Origin of the sequence: Vibrio toranzoniae (assembly GCF_024347655.1) — a bacterium.
Classification (GTDB): domain Bacteria; phylum Pseudomonadota; class Gammaproteobacteria; order Enterobacterales; family Vibrionaceae; genus Vibrio; species Vibrio toranzoniae.
Window position 1 is genome coordinate 527595 of the sequence record NZ_AP025515.1, and the last position, 25515, is coordinate 553109.

Annotated in this window: 20 protein-coding genes and 1 pseudogene; 10 read left to right on the plus strand and 11 right to left on the minus strand. The window is 43.6% G+C overall.

From position 1 onward, the window contains the following. Positions 1–195 precede the first annotated feature (195 nt). A complete protein-coding gene (locus OCU50_RS16765) occupies positions 196–1632 on the plus strand; it encodes a glyceraldehyde-3-phosphate dehydrogenase (RefSeq protein WP_060469478.1) in 1437 nt (478 codons plus the stop codon). A gap of 244 nt (positions 1633–1876) precedes the next feature. Here OCU50_RS16765 and OCU50_RS16770 read toward each other — a convergent pair whose 3' ends face one another. Both OCU50_RS16770 and hcp read right to left on the minus strand, forming a co-directional pair. Beyond that, entirely contained in the window at positions 1877–2938 is a 1062-nt protein-coding gene (locus OCU50_RS16770) for an FAD-binding oxidoreductase (protein ID WP_060469477.1), read from the minus strand. A gap of 118 nt (positions 2939–3056) precedes the next feature. Then, a complete protein-coding gene (gene hcp, locus OCU50_RS16775; RefSeq protein ID WP_060469476.1) occupies positions 3057–4718 on the minus strand; it encodes a hydroxylamine reductase in 1662 nt (553 codons plus the stop codon). 273 nt (positions 4719–4991) lie between these two features. Here hcp and OCU50_RS16780 point away from each other — a divergent pair, with 273 nt between their 5' ends. Further along, entirely contained in the window at positions 4992–5222 is a 231-nt protein-coding gene (locus OCU50_RS16780) for a hypothetical protein (protein WP_017630489.1), read from the plus strand. Between the two features lie 48 nt (positions 5223–5270). After that, positions 5271–6434, plus strand: coding sequence for an alpha/beta hydrolase (locus OCU50_RS16785; RefSeq protein WP_060469475.1), 1164 nt, complete (start codon positions 5271–5273; stop codon positions 6432–6434). 94 nt (positions 6435–6528) lie between these two features. Here the strand turns inward: OCU50_RS16785 and OCU50_RS16790 are convergent, their stop codons facing one another. Both OCU50_RS16790 and OCU50_RS16795 read right to left on the minus strand, forming a co-directional pair. After that, positions 6529–7143, minus strand: coding sequence for a LysE family translocator (locus tag OCU50_RS16790; RefSeq protein WP_017058685.1), 615 nt, complete (start codon positions 7141–7143; stop codon positions 6529–6531). 113 nt (positions 7144–7256) lie between these two features. After that, positions 7257–8177, minus strand: coding sequence for a LysR family transcriptional regulator (locus OCU50_RS16795; protein ID WP_060469474.1), 921 nt, complete (start codon positions 8175–8177; stop codon positions 7257–7259). Between the two features lie 410 nt (positions 8178–8587). On the opposite strand from OCU50_RS16795, the gene yjeH reads away from it, so the two are divergent. Beyond that, complete coding sequence (gene yjeH / locus OCU50_RS16800) at positions 8588–9853, plus strand: L-methionine/branched-chain amino acid transporter (protein WP_060469472.1); 1266 nt, start codon at positions 8588–8590, stop codon at positions 9851–9853. A 78-nt stretch (positions 9854–9931) separates the two neighbouring features. Here yjeH and pdxR read toward each other — a convergent pair whose 3' ends face one another. Beyond that, positions 9932–11392 carry a MocR-like pyridoxine biosynthesis transcription factor PdxR gene (gene pdxR, locus OCU50_RS16805; RefSeq protein ID WP_060469471.1) on the minus strand — a complete coding sequence of 487 codons (1461 nt, stop codon included), beginning with the start codon at positions 11390–11392 and terminating at the stop codon, positions 9932–9934. 90 nt (positions 11393–11482) lie between these two features. Here pdxR and OCU50_RS16810 point away from each other — a divergent pair, with 90 nt between their 5' ends. From OCU50_RS16810 to OCU50_RS16825, 4 genes and pseudogenes are all read left to right on the plus strand, one after another. Next, entirely contained in the window at positions 11483–12163 is a 681-nt protein-coding gene (locus tag OCU50_RS16810) for a pyridoxamine 5'-phosphate oxidase family protein (protein WP_060469470.1), read from the plus strand. 653 nt (positions 12164–12816) lie between these two features. Further along, a pseudogene (locus tag OCU50_RS16815) lies at positions 12817–13019 on the plus strand (cytosine deaminase); the annotation flags it as partial. A gap of 352 nt (positions 13020–13371) precedes the next feature. Beyond that, positions 13372–13584, plus strand: coding sequence for a transcription antiterminator/RNA stability regulator CspE (gene cspE, locus OCU50_RS16820; RefSeq protein ID WP_004740083.1), 213 nt, complete (start codon positions 13372–13374; stop codon positions 13582–13584). Between the two features lie 454 nt (positions 13585–14038). Then, positions 14039–15055, plus strand: coding sequence for a GGDEF domain-containing protein (locus OCU50_RS16825; RefSeq protein WP_060469468.1), 1017 nt, complete (start codon positions 14039–14041; stop codon positions 15053–15055). A gap of 145 nt (positions 15056–15200) precedes the next feature. On the opposite strand, the gene OCU50_RS16830 is transcribed toward OCU50_RS16825, so the two are convergent. Then, positions 15201–15797 (minus strand): aldolase/citrate lyase/malate synthase family protein, encoded by a 597-nt coding sequence (locus OCU50_RS16830; protein WP_060469467.1) that lies wholly within the window; start codon positions 15795–15797, stop codon positions 15201–15203. A gap of 169 nt (positions 15798–15966) precedes the next feature. Here OCU50_RS16830 and OCU50_RS16835 point away from each other — a divergent pair, with 169 nt between their 5' ends. Next, entirely contained in the window at positions 15967–17496 is a 1530-nt protein-coding gene (locus OCU50_RS16835; protein WP_082710376.1) for a DUF3612 domain-containing protein, read from the plus strand. Between the two features lie 587 nt (positions 17497–18083). On the opposite strand, the gene OCU50_RS16840 is transcribed toward OCU50_RS16835, so the two are convergent. Further along, positions 18084–19673 (minus strand): DEAD/DEAH box helicase, encoded by a 1590-nt coding sequence (locus tag OCU50_RS16840; protein ID WP_060469465.1) that lies wholly within the window; start codon positions 19671–19673, stop codon positions 18084–18086. Between the two features lie 164 nt (positions 19674–19837). Beyond that, positions 19838–21193: a diguanylate cyclase gene (locus OCU50_RS16845; RefSeq protein ID WP_060469464.1), complete on the minus strand. Its 1356-nt coding sequence runs from the start codon at positions 21191–21193 to the stop codon at positions 19838–19840. Positions 21194–21456: 263 nt separating this feature from the next. Here OCU50_RS16845 and OCU50_RS16850 point away from each other — a divergent pair, with 263 nt between their 5' ends. Continuing rightward, a complete protein-coding gene (locus OCU50_RS16850) occupies positions 21457–22599 on the plus strand; it encodes a DUF3541 domain-containing protein (protein WP_060469463.1) in 1143 nt (380 codons plus the stop codon). Between the two features lie 109 nt (positions 22600–22708). Here the strand turns inward: OCU50_RS16850 and OCU50_RS16855 are convergent, their stop codons facing one another. The 3 genes from OCU50_RS16855 to OCU50_RS16865 all read right to left on the minus strand — a co-directional run bounded on the left by OCU50_RS16855 (position 22709) and on the right by OCU50_RS16865 (position 25185). Continuing rightward, positions 22709–23326, minus strand: coding sequence for a class I SAM-dependent methyltransferase (locus OCU50_RS16855; protein WP_060469462.1), 618 nt, complete (start codon positions 23324–23326; stop codon positions 22709–22711). A 45-nt stretch (positions 23327–23371) separates the two neighbouring features. After that, positions 23372–23641 (minus strand): hypothetical protein, encoded by a 270-nt coding sequence (locus tag OCU50_RS16860; protein WP_060469461.1) that lies wholly within the window; start codon positions 23639–23641, stop codon positions 23372–23374. A 335-nt stretch (positions 23642–23976) separates the two neighbouring features. Further along, entirely contained in the window at positions 23977–25185 is a 1209-nt protein-coding gene (locus OCU50_RS16865) for a NupC/NupG family nucleoside CNT transporter (RefSeq protein ID WP_060469460.1), read from the minus strand. Between the last annotated feature and the right edge of the window lie 330 nt (positions 25186–25515).

The window sequence follows — 25515 nt, forward strand, 5'->3', positions numbered from 1 at the left end:
TTATTTTTCCTAGCAGAATAACCCGTCGTGACTTACAATCCTGCCACATAAAAATTACAAATACAGACAAGGTATATCAAGCATATTTAAGTGGCATTAAAAGACCACAGCCTGATGCCTCAATCCCCTATGCTGATTGGCTTCCCTACAACCGCCATGAATGCAGAAACTTAACGTGAAAGGTCCCGAGTAAAGATGAGTCCCGAAAAGCACCTCCTAGATTGGCAAACTAGTCAAACCATTGCTGAATCCATCGCTCCAACTTTAGGTCAGTTATACCGTCAGAAAGGCGTAGAAGTTATTCTTTTTGGTAAGACCCTAGTTAACGCGACAACTATCGACATCATCAAAGCTCACCGCATCGCAAAACGTTACACTGGTTCTCCTCTTACAGCAGAACAAACTCAACCAATCATTCAACACCTTCTCTCTATGGACCTGTCTCCATGTCGTATTGATGTTGGTCGCCTTGCACATTCATTCTGGCAAGATCGCGAAGACACACAGGGTTTGAATGATTTCCTACAAACTGCCCTTTTGGAATCGCTTGAAGGCGATGCGATGACAGAACCTCGCGACGTTGTTCTTTATGGTTTCGGCCGTATCGGTCGCCTACTGACTCGTCTATTGATCGAGAAAAGCGGCCCAGGCTACCCACTACGTTTACGTGCGATCGTTGTACGTGGCGGTAAAGATGGTGACCTAGAAAAACGCGCAAGCCTGTTACGTCGTGACTCTGTTCATGGCCAGTTCAACGGCAGTATCGTAGTTGACCAAGAACGCAAAGCGATCATCGTTAACGGTAACTTCATCCAAGTTATCTATGCAAACAAGCCTGAAGAAGTGGATTACACCGCTTACGGTATCGAGAATGCACTTGTGGTTGATAACACAGGTGTATGGCGTGACGCTGAAGGCCTAAGCCAACATGTAGCATGTAACGGTGCTAAGAAGGTTCTACTGACTGCGCCAGGTAAAGGCGACATCAAGAACGTCGTATTTGGTGTGAATGAAAATGTTATTCAACCAGAAGATACGATTATCTCTGCAGCAAGCTGTACTACCAACGCGATTACACCGGTATTGAAAGCCGTTCATGACAAATTTGGGGTCCTATCGGGTCACATCGAAACGGTTCACTCATTTACCAATGATCAAAACCTAATCGACAATTTCCACTCAGGTGATCGTCGTGGTCGTGCTGCTTCATTGAACATGGTATTGACATCGACAGGTGCGGCAAAAGCAGTATCAAAAGCGATGCCAGAGATGGAAGGTAAGCTAACGGGTAATGCGATTCGCGTACCGACACCAAACGTGTCAATGGCAGTAGCAAACCTAAACCTTGAGAAAGGTACCAACAAAGACGAGCTAAACGCGTACCTTCGTGAAATGGCACTGTCTTCTACTTTGTCAGCTCAAATTGATTACACCGACTCGACTGAAATTGTATCAACAGACTTAGTTGGTTCTCGCCACCCGGGCGTCGTTGACGGTGTTGCAACTATCGCGCAAGACAACCGCGCAGTTCTGTACATTTGGTACGACAACGAATTTGGCTACAGCTGCCAAGTTGTTCACTGTATGGAACAAATGATGGGAGTTCGCTACAAGACTTACCCTGAAGTTTAAACAACTTCGAGCTTGTAACTAATTCTGCGCAACCAGCTCCACAACATAATAACTATATCTGCGAGGCTTATTATGGGCTTCGCAACCCCTTTTGTTTTACTCCCCCGTATAAACAAGAGGGTTGCCACTTAGATCTGGTCTCTCTAACGATCTAAGTGGCCTTTTTATATCTGTCACACGTTATATCTGCCACATGGACAAAACTTCATTCCAATCGTGTTTCATTATTGCCAGCATGAGATAGCTACAACTCAACCTCAATATCGGATTGAATCTTGCTGGAACACGCCAGTACATACCCCTGCTCTATCTGCTCTGACGTCAATGTCTCTTGACTGCTCGATTCCACAGAACCTTTGGTTACTTTGCATTTACACGAGCCACAAATACCACTGCGACACGCAATGATGATTGGCACACCAGCTTGCTCTAATGCATCGGCTAATGGCGTTCCAAACTCAGCTTCCACTTCTTTGCCAAATGTAGGTACGAAGACTTTTACAGAACCACCATCATTCGCTTCAACATTGTTCACGTCCGCCTCTAAAGCTTGCTGAGTGTCTTTAGAAACTGGCGTGAAACTTTCTTGATAGAAGTTATCCATGTTGAAGTCTAGTTCTTTTAGATAACTTTCTATGTCTTGCATGAACCCAACTGGTCCGCAAAGATAAACGGTTCTGTCTAAGATATCTGGGCTCAGTTTCACCAACCAATTCTTATCCAATCGGCCTTGAGACGCGGTGGTTCCTTGATTATCTTTCAGCAGTAGTTTTAGGTTGAAATTAGCATAGGCTTTATCGAGTTGGTGAAGCTCTTCAAAATAGATAGTCTCAAGCTTGTTGCGCGCCATATGGACGAAATCTACCTCCATCTCACTATCTTGAGACAACCAATATTTCACCATTGCCATGACCGGTGTAATACCACAACCTGCGCTGACTAGCGTTACCTTCTTCGCCGCAGTAGGCATGCAATCAATACAGTTAAAGCCACCAGCAGGTTTTAAGACGGAAACCTCATCGCCTTCATCAAGTTCATCGACAATAAAGTTAGACACCAAGCCGCCTTCAACACGCTTAACTGTCAGCTTTAAACGATTATCTTCAGGACAAGAAGCCACCGAGTAAGCGCGATAGTCGGTTTTTGTCGGCATATCCAAGCCCAACGTGATGAACTGGCCTGGCTTAAAATTGAAGTGTAGGTCTTGTGGAATACTGCCAAGCTCGACGCTGACCGTATCTGGCGTCTCATGCCATTTCTTTAAACACACTAAATTGATTGAATCGCTATCCGACCATGCATACATAGTTCACACACCTTGCTGATGACTTATTGATTAAATGACTGAAGATTTAAATCTAAAAAGCCCCGCCGCTGCACGTTCAAAGAGAACAGCAACAACAGGGCTTAGGAGTGGGCTTACATTAAGCCGCTAAGATTGTTTTAAGATCTTGCTCTGGCGTTGAGATAGAACGCATGTCGAACTCGTCTTGAATAATCTTTAGTAGGTTTTCAGTTAGGAACGCAGGCGCTGTTGGGCCTGTGTAAATGCCTTTCACACCCAGTGCGAACAGAGTCAGCAAGATAACGATCGCTTTTTGCTCAAACCAAGATAAAACCAGCGTTAACGGAAGTTCGTTAATGCCACAATCAAACTCTTGAGACAGCGCAAGTGCAAGCTGGATCGCTGAATAAGCATCGTTGCATTGGCCAACATCGAGCAGACGTGGAATACCGTTAATGTCACCGAATTGGTTCTTATTGAAACGGAATTTACCACATGCCAGCGTTAGGATAACTGAATCTTCTGGTGCTTGAGCGGTGAAATCTGTGTAGTAGCTACGCTCAGATTTATCACCGTCACAACCACCCACAAGGAAGAAGTGTTTGATATTGCCTTCTTTCACTTGCTCAACAACCGCAGGTGCTGCTTCCATCAGGGCATTGCGACCAAAGCCGACAGTGATCATTTGCTCAATCTCGTCGTGTTTGAAGCCTTCTTGGGCTAGTGCACAATCAATTACTGCGCTGAAATCGTCGCCTTCAAGGTGTGCAACACCCGGCCAGCCAACAATGCTGCGTGTAAACAGACGATCAGCGTACGCACCAACATCTGGGTTAAGTAGGCAGTTAGATGTCATCACAATCGCGCCAGGGAAGTTCGCAAACTCTTTTTGCTGGTTCTGCCAAGCGCTGCCGTAGTTACCAGCAAGGTGTGGGTACTTGTTCAGTTCAGGGTAGCCGTGTGCAGGTAGCATCTCACCGTTAGTGTAAACATTGATGCCCTTGCCTTCAGTTTGTTGAAGGATCTTTTCTAGATCATGCAAGTCGTGGCCAGAAACAAGAATACAGTGGCCTTTCTTAGTCTTCACGTTCACAGTTGTAGGTTGTGGGTGACCAAATGTATCTGTCTCACCTTTATCCAGCATTTCCATGACTCTGTAGTTCATCAAGCCAATCTGCATTGATGTATCGAGCAACTGTTTTAGGTCTGAAGGGTCAGTACCTAGAAACGCCATGATCTCATGGTATTCAGCGAAAATAGCGTTGTCAGTTTGGCCAAGAACACGAGCGTGCTCCATGTAAGCTGCTGCTCCCTTTAGACCGTATAGGCAAAGAAGACGAAGACCAATCACATCTTCGTGTTGAGAGTCGTGACCACGGTTAACTGCTGCTTGTGGCGCAAGGGCCAGTAACTCTGAAGAGTCTGTTGGAAGATCGAATTGCGCGGCAGGAGAAAGCGTTGGAATTTCGAAACCAATCAAGGTCGCGGCTGCACGAACTTGTTGCTCTAAACGCTGTTTAAACTCGTGAGATTGCTGTGCAAATTCGATGATACGAGCAGGATCGAAGTTAACGTTGGTTAATGTTGCGAAAAACGCTTTTGGCGCCCACTCATCAATTTCAGTATCAATAACATCGCAAGTGCGACCTAAATTTGCCCAAAAAGAAACACCTTGGAGAGAATGCACCAACACATCTTGAAGGTCGGATACTTCCGAAGTTTTGCCACACATACCTTGTGCGAAAGAACAACCTTTTACAGTTGGGGTTTGAATGGTTTGTTCACATTGAATACAGAACATATAGGGCTCCAGTAATTTTCATTAGCTGTAAGTACTTTGCTTACAGTGACTTATTCCAAACCCTATAGAGCATCAAGCATGCCAAGTTTTAAGTTGTTGATTTTAAGCAACTAAAATAAATTCCATATTTTTAATGCGTGATTATGACTACATATAAACCCTCAATCTACACACACCCGTGTCATAGTGACTCTCTGAGATTAATTAACGGTGTTCATGTTTCGTTCAGAATAGAAGCGATATAGTAACAACATAGAGAAAAGAGGAATGAATATGAAAAATATATTAGTTACGATTGTTGCACTGTTTACTGGCCTTTTGGCGCTATTCACAAGCTTGATTCTTGCTATTCCTTTGGCTATTGCAGCTTTAATTACTGGCAAGCGCATTCAAAATCAAATGAAAAAACAAGGTTTCGCAGCTCATATGAACACTCGTCAGTCATCAACCAGTGATGCAGGTGTGATTGAAGGTGAATACGAAGACCTTTCAAATAGAAAATAGTCCAAGCTTTTGCTTCAAGACAATACACGACAGAGACAACACTAAAAAATGCATAGCAAGACCATTCTAACGCTACTCGCCCTAACAACTTTAAGTCTCGTTGGTTGTTCCAACGAGACCATCGCTCCAGCTTACGAAACCTCACCAAACTTACCCGAATATCAGCAAGACAGCTTTGACGCCTACGTAAATGACACTCAAGATTGGTTACTGAAAAACCGTGTGTTCATGACAGAAAACAAGCAACTTGAGATTCAACTCAATTCCCCGACAGAATATAAACCGGCTTCTCCAAATGGAAAGGCGGTGTTATTAGTTCATGGACTAGGTGACTCCCCTTACTCATTTAATGACATTGCTACGCATTTATCAGAACAAGGCTACCTAGTGAGAACGCTATTACTTCCGGGCCACGGTAGCCGCGTAGGCGACTTAATGCAGCCAAGCTTAGAAGATTGGCAAGGTGTCGTAGCTCACCATACTAAGTTACTTGAACAAGAATATGATTCCGTCTGGCTTGGTGGTTATTCAACAGGCGCGAATCTAGTGACTTCACAGGCGATGAATGATCCCAAAGTCTCAGGGTTACTGCTGTTCTCTCCTGCGTTTCAGCCGAGCTCATCAGCCGTGCAATACGCTAGTCTAGCAAGTTATTTTGTTACTTGGGCGGATCAAGATCCTGAAGACAACATACTGCGTTATAACTCATTGCCCATGAACGGTGCCGCCGTTTACTACGAGACCTCAGAAGTGGTTCGCGAAGCTCTACAAAAGAAGCACTTCGACAAACCTGTGTTTATCATGATGAGTGAAGGCGACAGTGTGATTGACACCAACTTTGTCCAGCAAGCGTTTATTCAGTCGATGCCAAATCCAAACAATGTGCTAATTTGGCTAGGGGAAGCCACACTTGAAGATCCTCGCGCCATTCAATACAGCATGAAGATCCCAGAGCAACGTATTTCAAATGGTTCCCACATGGGGTTACTGTTCTCACCCAATAACCCGTACTACGGAATCAATGGTAGTGAGAAGATTTGCTCTAACGGGCAAGCTGAAGGCTTTGAACAGCAGTGTATCGACAATAGTGAAGTCTGGTACTCAGCGTGGGGATATACTGAGGATGGTAAAAACCATGCTCGCCTAACCTACAATCCTTACTTTGCGGATTCAATGGCTAAGCTTGATACAGTGCTGGATTCTGAAGGCTAAAAAGCCTCTCAATAAGGAATATGAAAGGCTCACTAGATAACGTCTAGTGAGCCTTTTTAATGGGTATCGTTTCTTTCCAACATATATCTTAGCGCTATATAGTCCACACCACACGAGCTGCCAGCAAAACTAAAACGACTCCTGACAATCGATCGATCAACTGTGCTTTTGCTCGAATGCGCTCTACGATAAGCGGGCTAGATAGCACCAAAGTAATGAAAGTGTACCAAAGGCCATCAACAATCAGTGGCGTTGAGACAATAATCACTTGATTGCTAAGTTCATTACCTAACGCAACAAATTGGCTAAATAGAGCGATAAAGAACAGAGCGATCTTAGGGCTCAAGATTGAGATCAAGAAAGCTTCGCGCGCAGACTGCATGTAGCTCATCTGTTCGCCGGCTTCCAATTTCGCAGCAACGCCACCTTTTGAACGTAACGCATTCACACCTAAATAAAGCAGGTACGCTGCCCCCGCCAAACTGATCCCTTTAAACAGTATTGGCGATTGTTCAAGTAACACCGCCAAGCCGACAATGGTTGCGAACGCGTAAATACCTATGCCAGCTGCGTGTGACCAAGCTGCGATAAGTCCATTGATACGGCCACCAGCCAAACTGTGCTTAGCGATCATCGCTAAGCTTGGGCCCGGAGACATTGCACCCAACAAGCAAATAGCTAATAAAGAAAACCAAATTGTTACTGTCATCATTCCATTCCTAGTAAAACAAGGCGCTCCAACTGAACGCTCTATACTTGATACTTACCATAATTCGCAGAAGGTATTATTTGAAATCAAAGATTATCATCATACTTATGATCTTAAATCATACTGATATTGTAGCTCGACTTCTGCATGGCTTGGAATGCCTTTTCTCGCGCCCATTTATGAGCAGAATCGTTGTCATACTTAGGGTGCCACATTAACCAATAAGTGTGCATTTCCGTATCAAATGGCAAAGAAAAGTAAATCGTGTCGAGGTGTCTACCTAGGTTGTAGGCTATATGTTCCGGAACAATCATCAGATAGTCATCTTGCATCAATACCGTTCCAGCCGATGAAAAGAACGGAACCTGAAGTGCTATTTTTCGCTTCAGTCCTTGCTTCTTCAATGCTATGTCCGCGTAGCTGTCTTTGTCTCCGCCGCCGGTAACCTTAATGTGCGAATACTTCACGATATCTGCTGAGCTTATGGCCAATTGCTTAGCCAACGGATGGGAAGCTCTCATCAAGCACACCGACTTATCTTCACCAAGCTTGATACTTGATACATGATCCGGTTTTTGAGGAAACATACTTGATGCCAAGTGAATACCTGATTCGCTCAGTGTTTCTAGGTAGGTTGGTTGCCACAAACGGTAAGCTAAATTGATATTCGGTGCTTCAGCCGATACTTCAGAGACAATGACAGGAAGAATATACTGAGCAACATAATCGCTTGAAGACAACACCAATTCACCCTGCCAGTCTTGCGGCTCGAAGGGTTTATCATCTAATAGGTGATCAAACTCACTCAGAAGATCATCGAGCTTGCCTTTAAGCAACAGAGCTCGGTTGGTAGGAACTAGCTTATTACCATCACGAACCAGCAAAGGGTCACCACACAAATCTCTCAGCTGCGCAAGTTGGCGACTCACTGCTGACTGCGTAATGTGCAGGCGCTGGGCGGCTCGGCTTACATGGCACTCTTCAAGAAGCACATGCAGCGAGCGTAACAAATTTAGATTGATATTACCTAACATGGACAACCTTAACGCACGACTTAACGTTGACTTTCGATAGATTAAAAGACAAATTTTGCTTATTAAAAAACTCAGTTAAAACCGTATGAGTCATCAAGTGACGAAGGTCTGAGTAGCCTTGCAACTGATCGCGAATTTGATTCAAACGTTCCATGCCTGTGATGACTTCCATTGTCGTTCTATTTATCCCTACTAATTTGACACAATTTCTCTCGATAGAACAGCAGACACTTTAACGCTTAACTGGATAAATACCGTTAAAGTGGCAGTATCTTAAGACGTTTTGCTAGCTGCATTATTAGTAGCGACACTGTATGCTTTCAATCACAATTAGGAATAAGCACTGAACGCACTTTTTTTTGCATAACCCTCTCTTAGCAAAAGAAATGTAGTATCAGCAAGGAAAGCGAATGGCGCAACTCAAACAAGAAATCACGCTCACTTCAGGAATCGGGCAACTCTCGACGACATTATTAGGCACAGGGCTATTCATGATCCCCGCTATTGCTGCAGGTATCGCGGGTCAGTTATCACTACTAGCATGGTTAGTGCTGTTTATCGCCATTTGCCCGGTCGCCCTAACCTTCGCAGCACTAGGAAAACGCTACCCTAATGCAGGAGGTACCGCCTACTTTGTACGCCAAGCGTTCAGCGAGCGATTAGAAACAAGCGTGGCATGGTTGTTTGTGAGTGTTATTCCTGTTGGCATTCCAGCTGCAATTGCATTAGCGGGCGGCTTTGCTCAACAACTGTTACCTTCGCCTCTCGACACACCGCTTGGTGCTCAGTCCTTTACGGTAGCCCTACTTATTGCCGTCAATTTAATGGGCAGTAAGTCTTCTGGTCGTCTGCAAACTGTGATTGCCTTGTCGATCTTTGCGTTAGTTAGCGCTTTTGTTTGGAAAGCTGATATCACCGTAACAGATGTTGCGATTCCAGTTATCTCATACGATTCTATGTGGTCTATTGGGGCTGCATTAGCGGTGATGTTTTGGTGTTTTGTGGGGATAGAAGCCTTTGCTCACATGGGAGAGGAGTTTAAGAATCCACAGCGCGACTTTCCAATCGCCATCATTGCAGGGTGTTTCGTCGCAGGCTTGGTGTATTGGGCTTGTTCAGTGGTTATTCTCAAGCTTGGGGCGTATGGTTCTTCTGAATTTGATGCCGCTTCTATCCCTTGGGTAACTGAACAACTGTTTGGTAATGGCTTCAAAACGGTCATCAGCGTGCTTGGTTTCTTTGCTTGCTTTGCGAGCCTAAACCTTTATACCCAAAGCTTGTCTCGCATGATCTGGGCCCAAGCTCGCCAACATAGCCCAACCAGTAAAATGGCCCAGCTCAACAACCGTGGTGTACCACTCTACCCAACTTTAGCGATTGGCTTCATCGCGCTTGTTTCGTGTGTAATTGGTGAGCTGTCTAGCTTGGACCTCGAATTCTTTCTTAAACTCGCCAATAGTATTTTTGTTCTGGTTTATATGCTCGCGATGTTAGCAGCTTGTCGCTTATTAACCGGAACATCGAGATACACAGCCATGATTGCTCTCGTTATTTGCACCCTGGTTTTTATCTGTTTAGGTTGGTCAATGCTCTATGCGGTCATTATTTTTGTGACACTGTCACTCCCGTGGCGCAAGTGGTCAGGCAAACCAACGGTTTCTATAGAAAAGTGGTAAGATAAAGCCCGCAACAACTCTTGGTAAAGCGGGGCTACCACCCATCAAATTCACAGCACTAATGTTCAAAATCAGAGACTATTGATAAAAAAGCCGAGCGATCTGTTTGATCTTCGGCTTTATGTCAGCCAAACGGATGTTACCAAACCCTAATACCGCACCATGCCAATCGCGAAAATCACTTGAGCCATATTCATAAAAATCGAGAGGTCGAACGATGATGTTCTCAAGTTCAGCCCTTCGACTCCATTCCTGCTCTGATATTCCGTTCGACCATTTCACCGTGACATGCAATCCAGCGGCTTGACTGATCACCTCAAGATCACCGTGAAACTCACTTTGAATCGCTTCAATCATCGCTTCGTGCTTAAGCTTGTATGAACGACGCATTTTTCTAATATGTCGCAGTAAGTCCCCCTCTTGGACAAAGTCAGCCAGTGCTTCTTGTGTATGTGCGGCGGTATCTCCCGTGAGTGCCTCTTTAATCTCTAGGCATCTCGCCACCAAGTTTTCAGGTACAACCAAGTAACCTAAACGGAGACCGTTGAACATGACTTTACTCAGTGAACCAACATAGATGATTCGATCATCAAACCCGAGTTTACCTGCCAAGCCTTGCATACTGGTGTAAGGACGATGTGCAAACTGAAACTCACTGTCGTAGTCATCTTCAATGATCCAAGACTGGTTCTTGTTTGCCCAATCAATCAGTTTGAGGCGCTGTTCGGTATTGAGTGTTGTACCCATTGGATATTGATTACTCGGAGTGATATACAATGCCTTGGCGTTACTGGAAAGCACTTTTTCAATATCCAGTCCGACCTTTTCACGAACACTCACTCCATCAAGTTCGAGCTTTAACAGATCAATAATTTTATGCACCTGTCGATAGCCCGGCTCTTCAACCAGGATTTGGTCGCCCATCGCTAACGTCGCCATTAAACCTATCGAAATAGCTTGCTGAGCACCGGCGGTGATCATAATTCGATCAGCATGACAACGAACCGAACGGCTGCTTGCAAGGTAACCGCTGAGCGCTTCCCTCAAAGCCAAACTACCCTGAACGTCTTGGTTGCCTGCGATGTTCTGTCGCGTAGCATGGCGTTGCAGTAATCTCTGCCATTTAGCAAACGGGAATGCATCCAGATCAGGAACACCCGGCGCAAAACCGCGGTTGATGTCACTGGGTGTCACTCTCGCGCCACTTGGTGTATCAACCTCTGTACTCAAGTCCTGTGAACTCTGAACATTGCTCGATTGAGACAAACTGAGAAAATGCTCTGGCTGCTCGACCGACACATAAAAACCAGAGCCTTGTTTACTCTCGATGTAGCCTTCAGTAACCAATTGGTCATACGCGTAGATCACCGTATTTCGACTTACTGACAGTTCTACGGCCAACTTTCGTGTTGAAGGCAGCCTACTGCCTTTGCTCCACAGGTCTTGGACAATCTTCTCTCGGATTGCATGAAACAAAGCGGTCTGACGTGTGTCGTGTTGGTCATCTAACTGTAAGTCACCGACATCAATAGGCTGCATAACTGGATCCAAGTAGTGTTTAAAAGTGGCTCTATTTAATAGACCAGTTAATCGCTACATTAATCAAAAGGCAATGATTAAGGAACGATTATGTTATCTAACACGAAAAGAACCACGATTAAGAAAGGGGCTCACAAAGCCGTATTTGAACAAGAGAAACTGCATCAGATCATTGATGAAAGCTTAATTGCACACATTGCATTGCAAGGCGAACACGGCCCTATGGTTATCCCTATGCTCGCTTGGCGCGTGGGTGACATGGTCTATATTCATGGCGCCAAAAACAGTCGTTTGCTGAAAGGGTTAAAGAAAGGAGAACCAACCTGCTTAACGTTCACTTTATTCGATGGTTGGGTGTTGGCTCGTTCGGCATTTCATCATAGTGCACATTATCGTTCAGCAGTGGTATTGGGGTCGTTTTCAGTCATCGATGACAACCAAGAAAAGGATCGTTTGTTGAACATCTTCATTGAGCAGATTGCACCGGGTAGAACCGATGAGGTTAGGCTGAGTAACGAAAGAGAACTCACCGCCACTGAGTTATTGGCGATTCCGTTAACCGAAGCATCGGTAAAAATTGGTAAGCATGGTGTTAATGATGACAAAGCAGACATGGACATTCCCGTTTGGGCAGGTGTATTGCCTTACCGAACCGTTGTTGGGCCACTAGAAACCGTTCCAGAACAGGAAGGGCTCATTGAAAAGCCAGATTACCAACAGGCTTATAGTGAACGTTGGTATCAGGATGTTCCCTCACGATATCAAACCTAACAACATGTCACACTGTTAATTTCATAAAATGGGTTGTGCAGACATATAACATGATTGAAAATTAGTTGCTTTATAGGCCGATTTTTAAGCGCTCGACATATTGCTTAGGTGTTAAGCCACGATGCTTTTTGAACATTCGATTCACACCATTGATCAAACACAACTCGTGTGTGATATCAAATCACTTGGGCTTTGTTGTTTGTCGCTATTGAACTTCTTAGCTTCACGACTTCCCAAGCCTGACTCTATTATTTTAGCTTCAGGAAAAGTCAACACAAGCCAGATCACTCAGAACCTTATATAACTTCCCTTTTCCACTCTTCCTAATCATCAAACCACTATAAATTCGCAAATCGCAATTGCAAAATACAACAGTAAGATTTTAAAACGCGAATAAAACGCCTAAATACGCACCGAATTGCTATTAAACAGCCTATATTCGGGTCTTTAAAAGTTGGCACGCTACCTGCTATGTATATATTGACCCTTCTTAAGCCGAGGGTCACCTAGCCAACTGACGTTGTTAGTGAACCTATTCTTGTTCACAAAATATATAAGCCAATCGCGGTTATTGCGATTGGCTATTTTTTTTGCCTGTCGTTTGTCTAGCCGCACCTCTCTCTCGATACAGACACCCATTCAATCGCATAATAATCAACATTCATGACAACTTCGGTATCGAAGAAGGTAAGCCAGGTAGCCTACTGACTCTTCCTGCTGATAATGGTTTGATGCTGTGCATCGCCAAATGACAGTCCAATACTCAGTGCGCCAAAGCAAAGCGATCGCAGAGACTCAACTAGCTAAAACAAAAATTAACTTATCTCAAACGGAAGATATAAACTTTAAGCGCTAACATCGTCTATAATAAATGATGAAAGGAAGCTGAGATCCTTCCTTCTGTTATGTTAAGCGAATTGACAAAACCATCACTAAATTAGTGTATACTTTCGACTCCGCGTGATATGACAAAAAAACACGGATTTTTCAATCAATGAGTGTACATCTCGAAAGACTGTGTTAATATGCACTCGCCCTGTTATACGGAGTTATTTAAGTTAGATGAAAGTAAAATTAACAAGTAAAATCGTCACCCGTTTTTGTAAGTAGTTTTTCCTTATTTCTTAGCAACATTAAATAATTCAATTATCAGCGCATTGCAGTAATGCAATTAACAATTTAGAAAATTTATGAATAAGGGACAAATTATGTCTAACACAAATACTGGCACTGTAAAATGGTTTAACGAAGAGAAAGGTTTCGGCTTCATTTCTCAAGACAACGGCGGCGCTGACGTATTCGTACACTTCCGTGCAATCGTTTCTGAAGGCTTCAAAACTCTGAAAGAAGGCCAAAAGGTTTCTTTCGAAGTTGAAAACGGTCAAAAAGGCCTACAAGCAGCAAACGTTGTTGCTCAATAATAAGCTTTTAGCTTAAAAGAATTCTAAAGCGCTGATTTTTATCGGCGCTTTTTACTATCTACACAAAAACATTTTCCTACCCCACTTTCTCTAGATTCCTACCCTACTCTAGATCTTACACTTAAGTCAGAGTAAACCAATCACAGATCTGCTTTCAATTTACCCTTACTAGTATGTAAATCTATTCTGTTACTCCAGTTTTAACACCATTCATTTTTACTGAAAAACTTCATACCAAAACCAATCTTTGTTACAAAATAAGTAACCAAAAATATGGTTAAAGAACAATCCATTAGATGACCTTTATCAATACTCAACCGATATTCATAATAAAAAGTAGTGATTTATCCAACCCTCATCTATTAATCATATAATTTTTGCAGCAAAAATCTTCGAAATCCGCTAACCTTGTCCACAAGTGGCTTTAGTTGGTTTGGTATCTGCAGTAAAAATAATGAAAAAAGATGAATTTCAGAAATCCACCGCTAATCTAAAAAAAGCGGTGCCTCTTATGATGAAGAATAGGGTGTCTACAACACCTGCAAATTACGCACTTTGGTACACCTATGTTGACAACGCGATCCCGCAGTTGAATCAAGATATGGATGGTATTTTAGAACACTACGGTATTTGTCCTCCAGCTGTTGGTGAGCAGCTTTACAACAGCTATGTTGCGAGCAAATCCGAAACTAATATCAGTGACCTACGAGCTAACTTAGAACTGTTAGTTTCTGAAGTTTCGAACTCGATGAACGACACTTTAACTGATACCTCTGCGTTCTCTGACATGATTGATAAAAGCTTCGAAGATTTGGCTCGCGTTGATAATGAAAGCTTATCTATTGATGAAGTCATGTCTTTGGTTCGCCAGCTTGTTTCTGAGTCTCGTCATATTCGCCACTCGACCCAGTTTCTAAACTCTCAGCTGAATTCTGCAACGTCAGAGATTACCAAGCTAAAAACCCAACTGGTAGAAGTACAAAAAGACGCACTCTTTGATAGCACAACGACTCTGTATAACCGCCGCTCTTTCGACCGTGATATGGAAACCTTGTGTGAAGCCAACCAATCTCTGTGTTTGATTCTTCTCGACATCGACCACTTTAAAAATTTCAACGATACCTATGGCCACTTATTTGGTGATTTGGTTCTAAAAGGGATTGCTCGTAAACTGAAGTTAAGCTGTCGAGAGGGCATTTCTGCCTATCGTTTTGGTGGTGAAGAGTTCGCACTCATTGTGCCAAACAAATCTTTACGTATTACTCGTCAACTTGCTGATACTATCCGTCGCTCTCTAGAAAAGATGTCGATTAAAGATCGTCGCAGTGGTGAGCAAGTCGGTAATATCACCGCATCGTTTGGTGTTGCTGAACTTGAACTTGGTGATTCCTCTCAGTCACTGATCGAACGTACTGATAAGCTACTTTACGAAGCGAAATCACTTGGCCGTAACCGAGTAATGCCTGTGTAAGGTTTCACTTGCTCTACGCAAACTAGAGCAAGTGAAGGATTAAGCGAAATGCGTTCGAAAAAGCCTCAAAGGCTATCTAACACGTTAATTCTTTGAGGTTTTTTCTTCGGCTATATGTATTGTTCTCTATGTTTAGAGTGTGCCATTAGATTTGAAAGCAGTAATTCAGGCAGTAGTCTTCACCACTCTTTGCTCTGAACTCTTTATCTTCGCTGCATGCCTTTGGCTTACCTTTTGCGTCACCTTGAATCAAACTGATCCAATGGCGCATTGCTGCAATCGTCTCTTCGCACATTGTGGTCGTTGCTTCCATTGACGATTGACCGAACGTGGTACATGATTCCAACTGAATATCATCGATTTCCACCAATTCAATACAACCTGTTCCTTTATGACATCCAAACATCACCTCTAGGTGACTTCCACTGCCATCTCGGAACAAGATAGAGTCCGGGTCATTCTTCTCACCCATATACGCTACAAACTGTTTAGGGTGCTTTAGGCCGCTGTGCTGACCGTCTTTAAAGTAAGCCATAATATGACGGTAGTCGACTACATAGCTGGTTACGTCTTGATGTGAGCCCTTCTCTAGTGGGAACAGTCGATCAAGCAGCTGCTTTGCTCTCACTTGCTTCTCAGTTTGCTGGTTTGCACTGATTGTCTCCACGGCAAAGACAGCTTCAGCGATAAATGGCTTTGATTGTTTTTGGATTTCTGTTTTATCGAATGTAAGCATATTCATAGTCTTTCCCTCTTGACCAGTCCGGTGATAACCACCGATTTCTAACGCAAAAATGTGTCCTAGAGCAATTATTCAAAACTAACGTTTAATTTATTTGTCATTTTGTGAATTGCTTAGTTTGTAGATTAGCGCTTTTTTACATACAATTTCACAACAAAAATTTTACAATGTGAATTTTACAAATATGGCCTTGTCAAAAAGTTTAGTTCGTCAGTCACATTTCCTAGGTACAAAAATACGTAACCTAAGAAAACGTAACCATTTAACGATGGAAGACCTGTCTGCGCGTTGTATTAGAATCAACCCAGAATACGCGCCTTCCGTTTCTTATCTGTCAATGATTGAACGTGGAAAGCGGGTGCCAAGCATCGATATGCTAGAAGTGATCGCGCAGGTCTTTCAAAAGAATCCGACGTGGTTTCTCGACGACGAATCAGAACAACAAGCCATTGCTCCTGACAAAGGGAATCGTGGTGGGATAAGTGGCATGGCACTCGAGCCTAGCTTTCTTTTCTCCAACGACATCCTGCAGATTGCGATTCCTGAAATGCTGTCACAAACGGGGATCTCTGGCCGTCAGTTTGCGCACCTCTTGATTCGAGCACACCAAGAAAGCAACCAGAACCACTTCCCTGACCTTGAACGTGCGGCAGAGGAAGTTGGCTTAAAGCGCCTTAACCTGAGCGTAGAAGACCTTATAGACATCGCAAGAAGCCTTGGAATCAACATCCGCTGGGTTACGCGCACACCGCAAGACGTAGTCGATGAACTCGGCATAAATGCCAAACAGCTGGTCACCTCTTTTTTTGAACCTCCAGGCACTATCTTCTTAAACGAAATTCTTAAAGAGTACCCGACTCGTCTGAAATACGATCTCTCGGTATATATCGGCCATTGCATTCTGCATAGCAAGGAAGGTCTTAAGAGTGTGTTGTCGGTCGGTAACAACAACACTTGGGACGATAACCAAATATCGGGCTCTTCTCAGCTTAATTCCCAAGACATCTTGCAAGCATGGCGTGATTTTGAGTCCAGTTTTTTTGCTGGTGCACTGTTATGCCCAAAAGTCCCGTTTAGACAGTTGCTAGACCGTACGGGTTACGAAATCGACGTTCATAAAAGAGCAGGGGTTTCCCCCTCTGTAGCGATGCGCCGAATGACGGTAGTATCGCCCTACCCTCACTGGCATTACTTTGATGCTTATGGACCGGGGAAACTCAAGGCTGTATATCGCGGAAACGGGATTCCACTGCCTTGGGGCAATATGAGAACGGTCGCTGATCCATGTCAGCATTGGGCCGTGTTCCGTCGATTATCAGAGCCTCGAGCGGGCAGTTCGGCTCAAATTTCCATTTTAAACGTGGGCGATGAGCCAAGAATTTACTGCTGTGAATCCATCAATATGACGGATCCTGCGGGTAATAATCGCGTGTTGTGTGCAGGCATTGACCTCAACCCTGCGATTGATGCTCAAGGCGGTAACTCAAGAGAAATAGCAGAGCAACTTAAAGCTTCATGCGTCAACAATGGCGGTTCTGTGACTATCCCACGTAACATCAAAAAAGATCTCACGACAATAGCCAAGATTCTAAATATAAATTGGATTGAACGCGGGATCGAAACAGAGGCTCGGCTTATTTGTTCTCGAGGTGGAGAGTGCCCTCGTCAACCAAGTTGTTATTCAAAATGTGGTGAGTGATAACAGTATGAGAATTATAGGTAATTTGTCTTGCTCTGCTCTGCTCTGCTTAGCTTAGTAGCGACGATGAATAAAACTAAGGCCTCAAGCCGAGCCTAAAATTCAAGCAAAAAAAACCAATCACAAAAGGGTGATTGGTCATATATTTTGTGTGAACAATAAAGGTTCACTAACAACGTCAGTTGGCTAGGTGACCCTCGGCTTAAGAAGGGTCACGTTTATTAATGCAGTATGTGTGCCAACTTTAAATCATGCATTTTCTACGCATCTGAACACGTATTGACCGTAAGTTTCTATTTATTTTGCAAACTAAAATTGCAAATTGCAAACAACAACAAAACGCTAGTGATTTAGTTATTAATAGACAACAATTAACATTCCATCAACACCTTCTATTTCAGATTCAATATGTTTTGCTCTGGTCATCCCTGAATATAGCCATATAGCGTCTACAAAAAACGCGAATATTGAAAATCAATATTCGCGCTTCATTAGGTTCGGTTACAAGTTTGCTATATCAAAAAGTGGCGTTCTTAAAACACCCTTCCTGTATTCAGCTCAACTCGAATTTATTTTTGAGCCGGAATCTATTTTTGAGCCGATGGCTTAGAGCGATTTATAGATGGCTTGCTACCAGACGGTTTATTCACTGACGATTTAGAAGTTGGTTTATTTGATGAACGTCCAGAACCATAGCCCGCACCATCACCTGATTTCTTAGGTTTAACAGCACCGTTTTGAGTACTTGAGTTAGTATTTTTCTCAGAGCTTCTGCCAGCATTACCACGCTTAAAGTTATTGCCATTGTTTCTTACTGATTTATCATCAGCTGCAGTCGCTGAGTTACTATCTAGCGCTTTCTTAGCTGTGTTTGGCTTACGCTTTGGCGCAGATCCAGAACCCGGCACGTGGCGCTTGTTTTTACTCGCTGGCTTATGTCCACGAGCATTCTCACCAGAACGTTGACCATCAGAGTGTTCACGAGGCTTCTTCGGTTTCTTAGGCTTGATAGGACGCGCATCCAATCGTGATTCAGGTAACTTGTTTACAGGCGAGAAGCCTTCAAGTTCACGACGCTCTAGCACTTGCTGAATAAGACGCTCAATACCGAACAGTTCACCCACTTCATCTGCACAAACGAGTGAAATAGCTTTACCTACTTCACCAGCACGTCCAGTACGACCGATACGGTGTACATAGTCTTCAGATACATGTGGAAGATCGAAGTTAACGACTTGAGGCAGTTGCGGGATATCAATACCACGCGCCGCGATATCAGTCGCTACTAGTACCCGTACCTTGCCTGATTTAAAGTTTTCTAAGGCTTTAGTACGAGCCCCCTGGCTCTTGTTACCATGGATAGGAGCTGCAGTAATGTCCTGTTCTTCTAAAAAGCGAGCCAGTTTATTGGCGCCGTGCTTAGTTTTGCTAAATACCAACACTTGGCGCCAATCATTATCTTTGATTAACTTCGCTAGCATTGGGCCTTTCTTCTTTTTATCTACTGGGTAAATACTTTGCTCAACGGTTTTCGCGGTTGAGTTCGCAGGGCTTACCGATATTTCAACTGGGTTGTTTACTAAGCCTTTAGCCAAGCCACGAATATCATCAGAGAACGTTGCTGAGAACAGTAGGTTTTGACGTTTCTTAGGCAAAAAAGCTAAGATCTTGCGGATATCGCGAATGAAACCCATGTCTAGCATACGGTCAGCTTCATCTAACACAAAGATCTCTAACTGATCAAAGCGCACCGCATTTTGGTTATATAAATCAAGTAGACGCCCCGGTGTTGCCACCAGCACATCACTGCCTTTACGCAGTTTTTGCATCTGAGGGTTAATTTTTACGCCACCAAATACAACGGTAGAAGTAAGAGGTAAATTAATACCATACTTAACTACGCTACCATTCACTTGTGCAGCAAGTTCACGAGTTGGCGTTAGCACTAGCGCACGAACTTGGTTCTGACGAACGCGTTGACCTTTTGATAGAATTTCAAGAATAGGTAGCGTGAAGCCAGCAGTTTTACCTGTACCTGTTTGAGCAGCGGCCATTACATCTTTGCCCTTTAGGACAGCAGGTATCGCTTTCTCTTGGATTGGTGATGGCTTATCGTAACCTTGTGCTTCAATTGCTTTAAGGATCGGTTCAGAAAGGCCAAGGGAGGTAAAACTCATAGATTATTTTCTCAGTTGAATAACATTTAATATGAGCAACGTAATAGAAAGAAATCGTTGCTACAGCTTTTGCTTATCAATTAGATTGATAGAAGCAAAACGCGGTATTCTGAGGCTTTTCCCCACATTCAGCAACTAAATTCTAATCACAGCTCAGATTCAACCTAGATAGCTTGTCGCTTCTGCTCATACATTTTTTCATCAGCCGCTTTCAAAAGAGCATCGACATCATTGTAGTTACTATTGTGAGTAACCCAACCTACGCTGATCCGAAGATAAATAGAGTGCGTCTCATAGACGACTGGAGGCGTGCAAATCGCCCTTCGAAGCTTTGTAACAATCGACGAAACATGTTCATCATCGATAATACGCGGTAGCAAAACTAAGAACTCATCCCCGCCGATCCTTGCGACAATGTCTGAGACACGCAATTCACTTTTAATACGCTTAGCACATTCGACTAATACTTGATCACCGGCTAGGTGACCATAAGTGTCGTTGATCGCTTTAAATCCATCTAGATCAATATTGACAACGGCAAAGGTCCTTGTCCCTTGTTTTTGAGTGCCCTTAAAGACCTGTTTCAAGCTGTACATGAAGTATCTACGATTCGGCAGCATCGTCAACTCGTCATGCATTGAGCGGCTATCTGCAATACGATACAAGCGATAGATGGTAAAAAAGGCTATCACTAACACAAGCGTTATAGTGTAGCTCACCAACCTTACGGCTTGAGTTCGGTACCAAGGGACGTCCATCAATACATTTTCATTTCCAGAGAGAGCAAGATACCAACCACCATAAGGGAAGTTCACTTGCTCTGTAGCAAACGCGTTATCAAATACGTCTTGTTCGCCATAGAAGACATCGCCATTCTTCCCTGAACTGTTATCGCCACGAATTGCGAGCTCATATTTATTTTCGATCTCACCAATACCGACGTCTTCAAATAATTCATCTAAGTCAATAATGGCACTGGAAACACCCCAGTAATTTTGATAAAAGGGAGGATCTCGAAAGATAGGTGTTCGTGTAATGAGTGCTTGCCCACCTTGAAACAGCTCAAACGGGCCTGCGATAAATGTATGACCAATATTACGAGCGATCTCAATCGACTCCCATTGAATTGGGTGGTCACGATAATCAATACCAAGGACCTGCGCATTACCTTCCATGGGATAAACGAAATTAAGCACATCATCTTTAGCTAAGGCAATCAATCGAATGTGGGAAGCATCTCGAATAATATTTTGCGCAATCCGCTCCCAATCTTTTTGGCCGCCATCGGGGTTGATGGTCACAATAGTCGAGAAACTGTTGAGAATATACATATCCGAGACGATCCTAGCTTCTATGCTCGATCGAATAATAGCCAGCTGTCTCTTTGCCTCAGAATAAGATTCATTTTTCAAAAAGGTTAACTGCTTGGCGTGAAACGCTTCGATAGCACTCACTATCACTACAAAAAATAACAAAGATAATAATTTGGCAGGCCATTGCTTGCTAGAACGATTGGGCATTCACGAACCTCTAACACTTTTGTTCTATTTACTGCCTTAAATCGGCTCATTTCTGACTAATCCATCATTATGCCGCCAAGTCATTAAAAATCCACACTTAATAGAGAGTCCCCATTAATTATTGAGTCATTCATCACTGACACTCCCGTCAACAACACTGATTATCCACTTAATAAAGCTTACATTGTACTGACCAAAATTTCACATGAAAGAATTCATCACTGTTATTTTATATACACCATTAATCACTTGGTACCTTACGTATGAAGCTAAAAATTATACTACTATGCACATTACTATCAGTTGCTTTTGCCATTTATGCAGAGGACAATTCTCAAAAAGCAAACGTACCGAGTGTTCAATCACAAGCCGATGCTCTTCTTTCTCATGAACCACTTTTCAAGCAGTTCGCTGACCTCATTCGTACCACCTACGAAAGCCAACTTTATACTCTGCCCGCCTTCAAGGAAGGTCACTATGGGTTACGGATGTATCGACAAACATTAGACGATAAATATGCTGCCGCTGTTTGGAGTGACATGGCGCGTGTTGCGAGTAAACTAAACCGCTTGTCTAATGACGTTCACACCATGGAACAGATTGTACTTTACTCAAAGCAGCGTGTTGCCTCTTATATTGATGACAACGATGAGCGCAGTACCCGGCGCTACAACGTAACCCAACACATGCCCGAATACCTATATCTTGGTGTGGACCTTCTCGGCTCTATGGCACGTGCAAATGAGTACGGTTTAGAACACAAGAACGATGCCAAGCTACGCGAAATCATTCGTCGCTATGACTTTTTACGCTACGTGACCAATGAAGACATGATAAAAGCCTGGGCGGCACAATTAGCTAATCAGGTTTATTGGCTGCGCCAACTGGGTGAGCAAGATGTCGTTGATGAGTTCGTCGACACGTTCAAAAAAACCTATCCAGACGACAAAGACAAGAAGCTATCAAGCCAGCAATACGGTAATAAGATCTATGGTATGACACATGTAATCTTCGGTGATTCGGAATACTACCAACACCAAGTAAGCGAGCAAGATCACCAATGGATCTACGATTACTTTAGAGAGAACATCGATACGATTCTTCTGCGTGCAAAAGAAGACGTGATCGCGGAAGTTGGATTAACCTTCTTGCTAGCGGGCTTAGAAGATGACCCGGTTGTAGAGAAAACTCGACTCGCTATCCAAGCCTCTATCGACAAGAAGCATGGGATGATCCCGTCTATCACGGGTGACTTTGACCTTGAGTACGGTGAGCATCGCAACGTATTAGCAATCATGCTGCTTGATTGGCAACAAGTAAATGAAGCACCAACCTTCAAGGGCAACCCAAAAGTGTTTACAACGATTCCTTACGGGCTCATTGAAAACCAGCCTTTGAGTAAATAGAGACTCCAAGGTTTACCTACAGAATTTAAAAGCCGCATACCTTTCGAGGCCTGCGGCTTATTTGTGTCTGCTACATCAACATAGAATCAAAACCAAGGATAGCCGTTCCTCAACCTCCTGAGCTGACTTTGTTCATCACTATCGTGAAATCCCCTTCTGTGTAACCTTCTATTAAGGAAACATCATCACACAACGTTTTACAGAAGCGATAAACACCTTGAGGGTGATAACTCATCAAGGTATTGCGCGAAGGATATTGGCTTGAATTGAGCAGATTAAAAATCACAGTCTGATTCGCTAACTCAAACATACGAGTGATCATGTTCGTCAGATAGTCGGAATCGCGAGAGATGTAATTCAGTGAACCACTTGCGATAACCACATCGTACGCTTCTAGATTCATCTTACTCATGTCACCCGCAATAAACTTGCAGCGAGCTTCGGTGTAATTTTGCTTAGCCTTTTTTAAGAAGTCCGCGTGTTGGTCAACACCCGTATAAGATTGAATTCGATAGATACTGTCGAGCAGCTCGAACAACTCTCCATAGCCACAGCCCAAATCCAAAACACTCTTCTTCTCAAAGTCAGCCGAGCGTGCGATGACTTCGAAGCGACATAATTGGCTCTCTTCGTTAGTCCAACCTAAAGACTTTGCCTTGTCACCCTGCCAACGATTAGTTTGCTTTCGGTGATACCAATACACCTTAAAACGGTCGCGCCAGTGCATTCAAATCTGTCCCACTTCAGTGAACATCCGCATACCTTAATGATATTAAGATTTAGAACTTGAAAAGAAAAGCCCACCAATCTTATAACCAATCGCATAACAAACCACAGCAATCGTCACAAACACCAATGCCGAGAAGAAGTACGCCACCGATGCCGCTACGCCAGTGCCCCACACGACGCTAAACACCAAACCGAGATAAGCCTCTTGTGGCCACTGAGAGATAGGAAACTGAGTACCACCAGCAATAAGATAAACTACCGCAAACAAGCCGATAAAGGCAGTGATAAGACCGATAAGAACGCGCATGTTCATGGGGAGACCTTTGATTTATTGGACTTGGTTGCTTTTGTTCTGGTCAAACCGAATGTTCTAAATCGAAACCGAATGTTCTAAATCGAAACCGGATGTTCTTGACCGAAACTGAATGTAATTAATCGCAACCTAATGATATTCAAGTATATCGAATAAAATGGGCTTGCTCTATTACTCTTCCGAGTGAGGCTAGCATACGACAGAGCAATGAAAGTAGTGGTTTGAATCTGAATCAACTTAACAAGCAGGCACAAAAAAGCGGACACCCTTCTTACATAAACTCCGTAAGCAAGGTCTCCGCTTTTACGAATCTAATCGCTTTTACTGAGCCGAGCTTAAAGCAGGATAAAAATACCCGCTAAACATGCACTCATTAGGTTTGCTAACGTACCAGCAACTACTGCTTTCAGGCCTAAGTTTGCTACTTCAGCACGACGCTCAGGTGCCATCACACCGATAGAACCCAGTTGAATCGCGATAGAGCCAATGTTAGCGAAGCCACACAGAGCAAATGTCACAATCACTTGGCTGTGTTCAGATAACAGCGCTTTGTTCTCAATGAAGTCGATGAAAGCAACAAACTCGTTCATTACGATCTTCTGACCGATGTAAGAACCCGCCATCAACACTTCATCACTCGGGATACCAATCAGCCACGCTAGCGGCGAGAACAGGTAACCGAAGATAGCTTGCAGCGTAATACCCGCAAAACCGAACGTCTCACCTAGACTTTCTAGGCCCGTGTTCACCATCGCAATCACACTCACGAATGCAATCAACATAGTACCGACAGCCACTGCGACTTTCATACCGTTCATCGCGCCGCTTGCCAATGCATCAATCACATTGCTTTGGTCAGCTTTATCTAGCTCAATGTGTTCGTAATCGCTTGGTGTGCTGCGCTCAGGGACAATGATCTTCGCCATCAATAGGCTACCTGGAGCCGCCATGAAACTTGCTGCAATAAGGTATTTAAGTTCAACACCTAATCCTGCATAGCCACCAAGTACACTACCCGCAACAGACGCCATACCACCAGCCATTACAGCAAACAGCTCAGAACGAGTCATAGATTTTAAAAATGGACGAATAAGAAGAGGAGACTCACCCTGAGAAAGGAAGATATTACCGGTTGCAACAAGAGATTCAGCTTTACTTGTTCCCAGCAGTTTTTGCACCGCTCCGCCCAAGATTTGAATCACTTTCTGCATGATGCCTAAGTAATAAAGCGCAGAGATCAAAGCACTGAAGAAGATAATGATTGGAAGTACGCGAACCGCGAAAATGAAGCCTTCAGTGGCAAGGTCACCGAAAAGGAAAGCAATACCAGCGTCTGCAAAACCAAGCAGACTAGAAACGCCATTACTTAGGCTTGTTAACGCCAACTGTCCCCATGGAAAATACAATACTAGAGCAGCAAAACCAATCTGAAGTAATAGAGCACGAGAGACCGTTTTCCAGTTAATCGAAGAACGACTTTCAGACAGCAGGTACGCGCAAGCAATCAGTGCAATAACACCGACAAAACCAAATAGAATATTCATAATATGTCCTAGTAATCCTTATAGAGTGAACATGAGCCAAGCAAATGACATCAAAGGAACAGGACAAAGAACCGCAAGCAACACGCTACGCGATGAAGGAGCTAACAGAGTTAGCGAATGTAACAACGAGTTGTTCATGTAAGAATCACCTTATACAAGCAGTGGAACGCAGCTGGTCCGGTCCGTGGGGTCATTCACATATCCATGTGACGGCTTGTATTGGCTAAGCACCGGCTTAAAACCGGAAGAGAAGTATAAACAGTTAAGTGAGACTTTCATCACATTTTTTAACGCAAACGTTCGCGCGGTTAAGAATCGTGCAAAACGGAG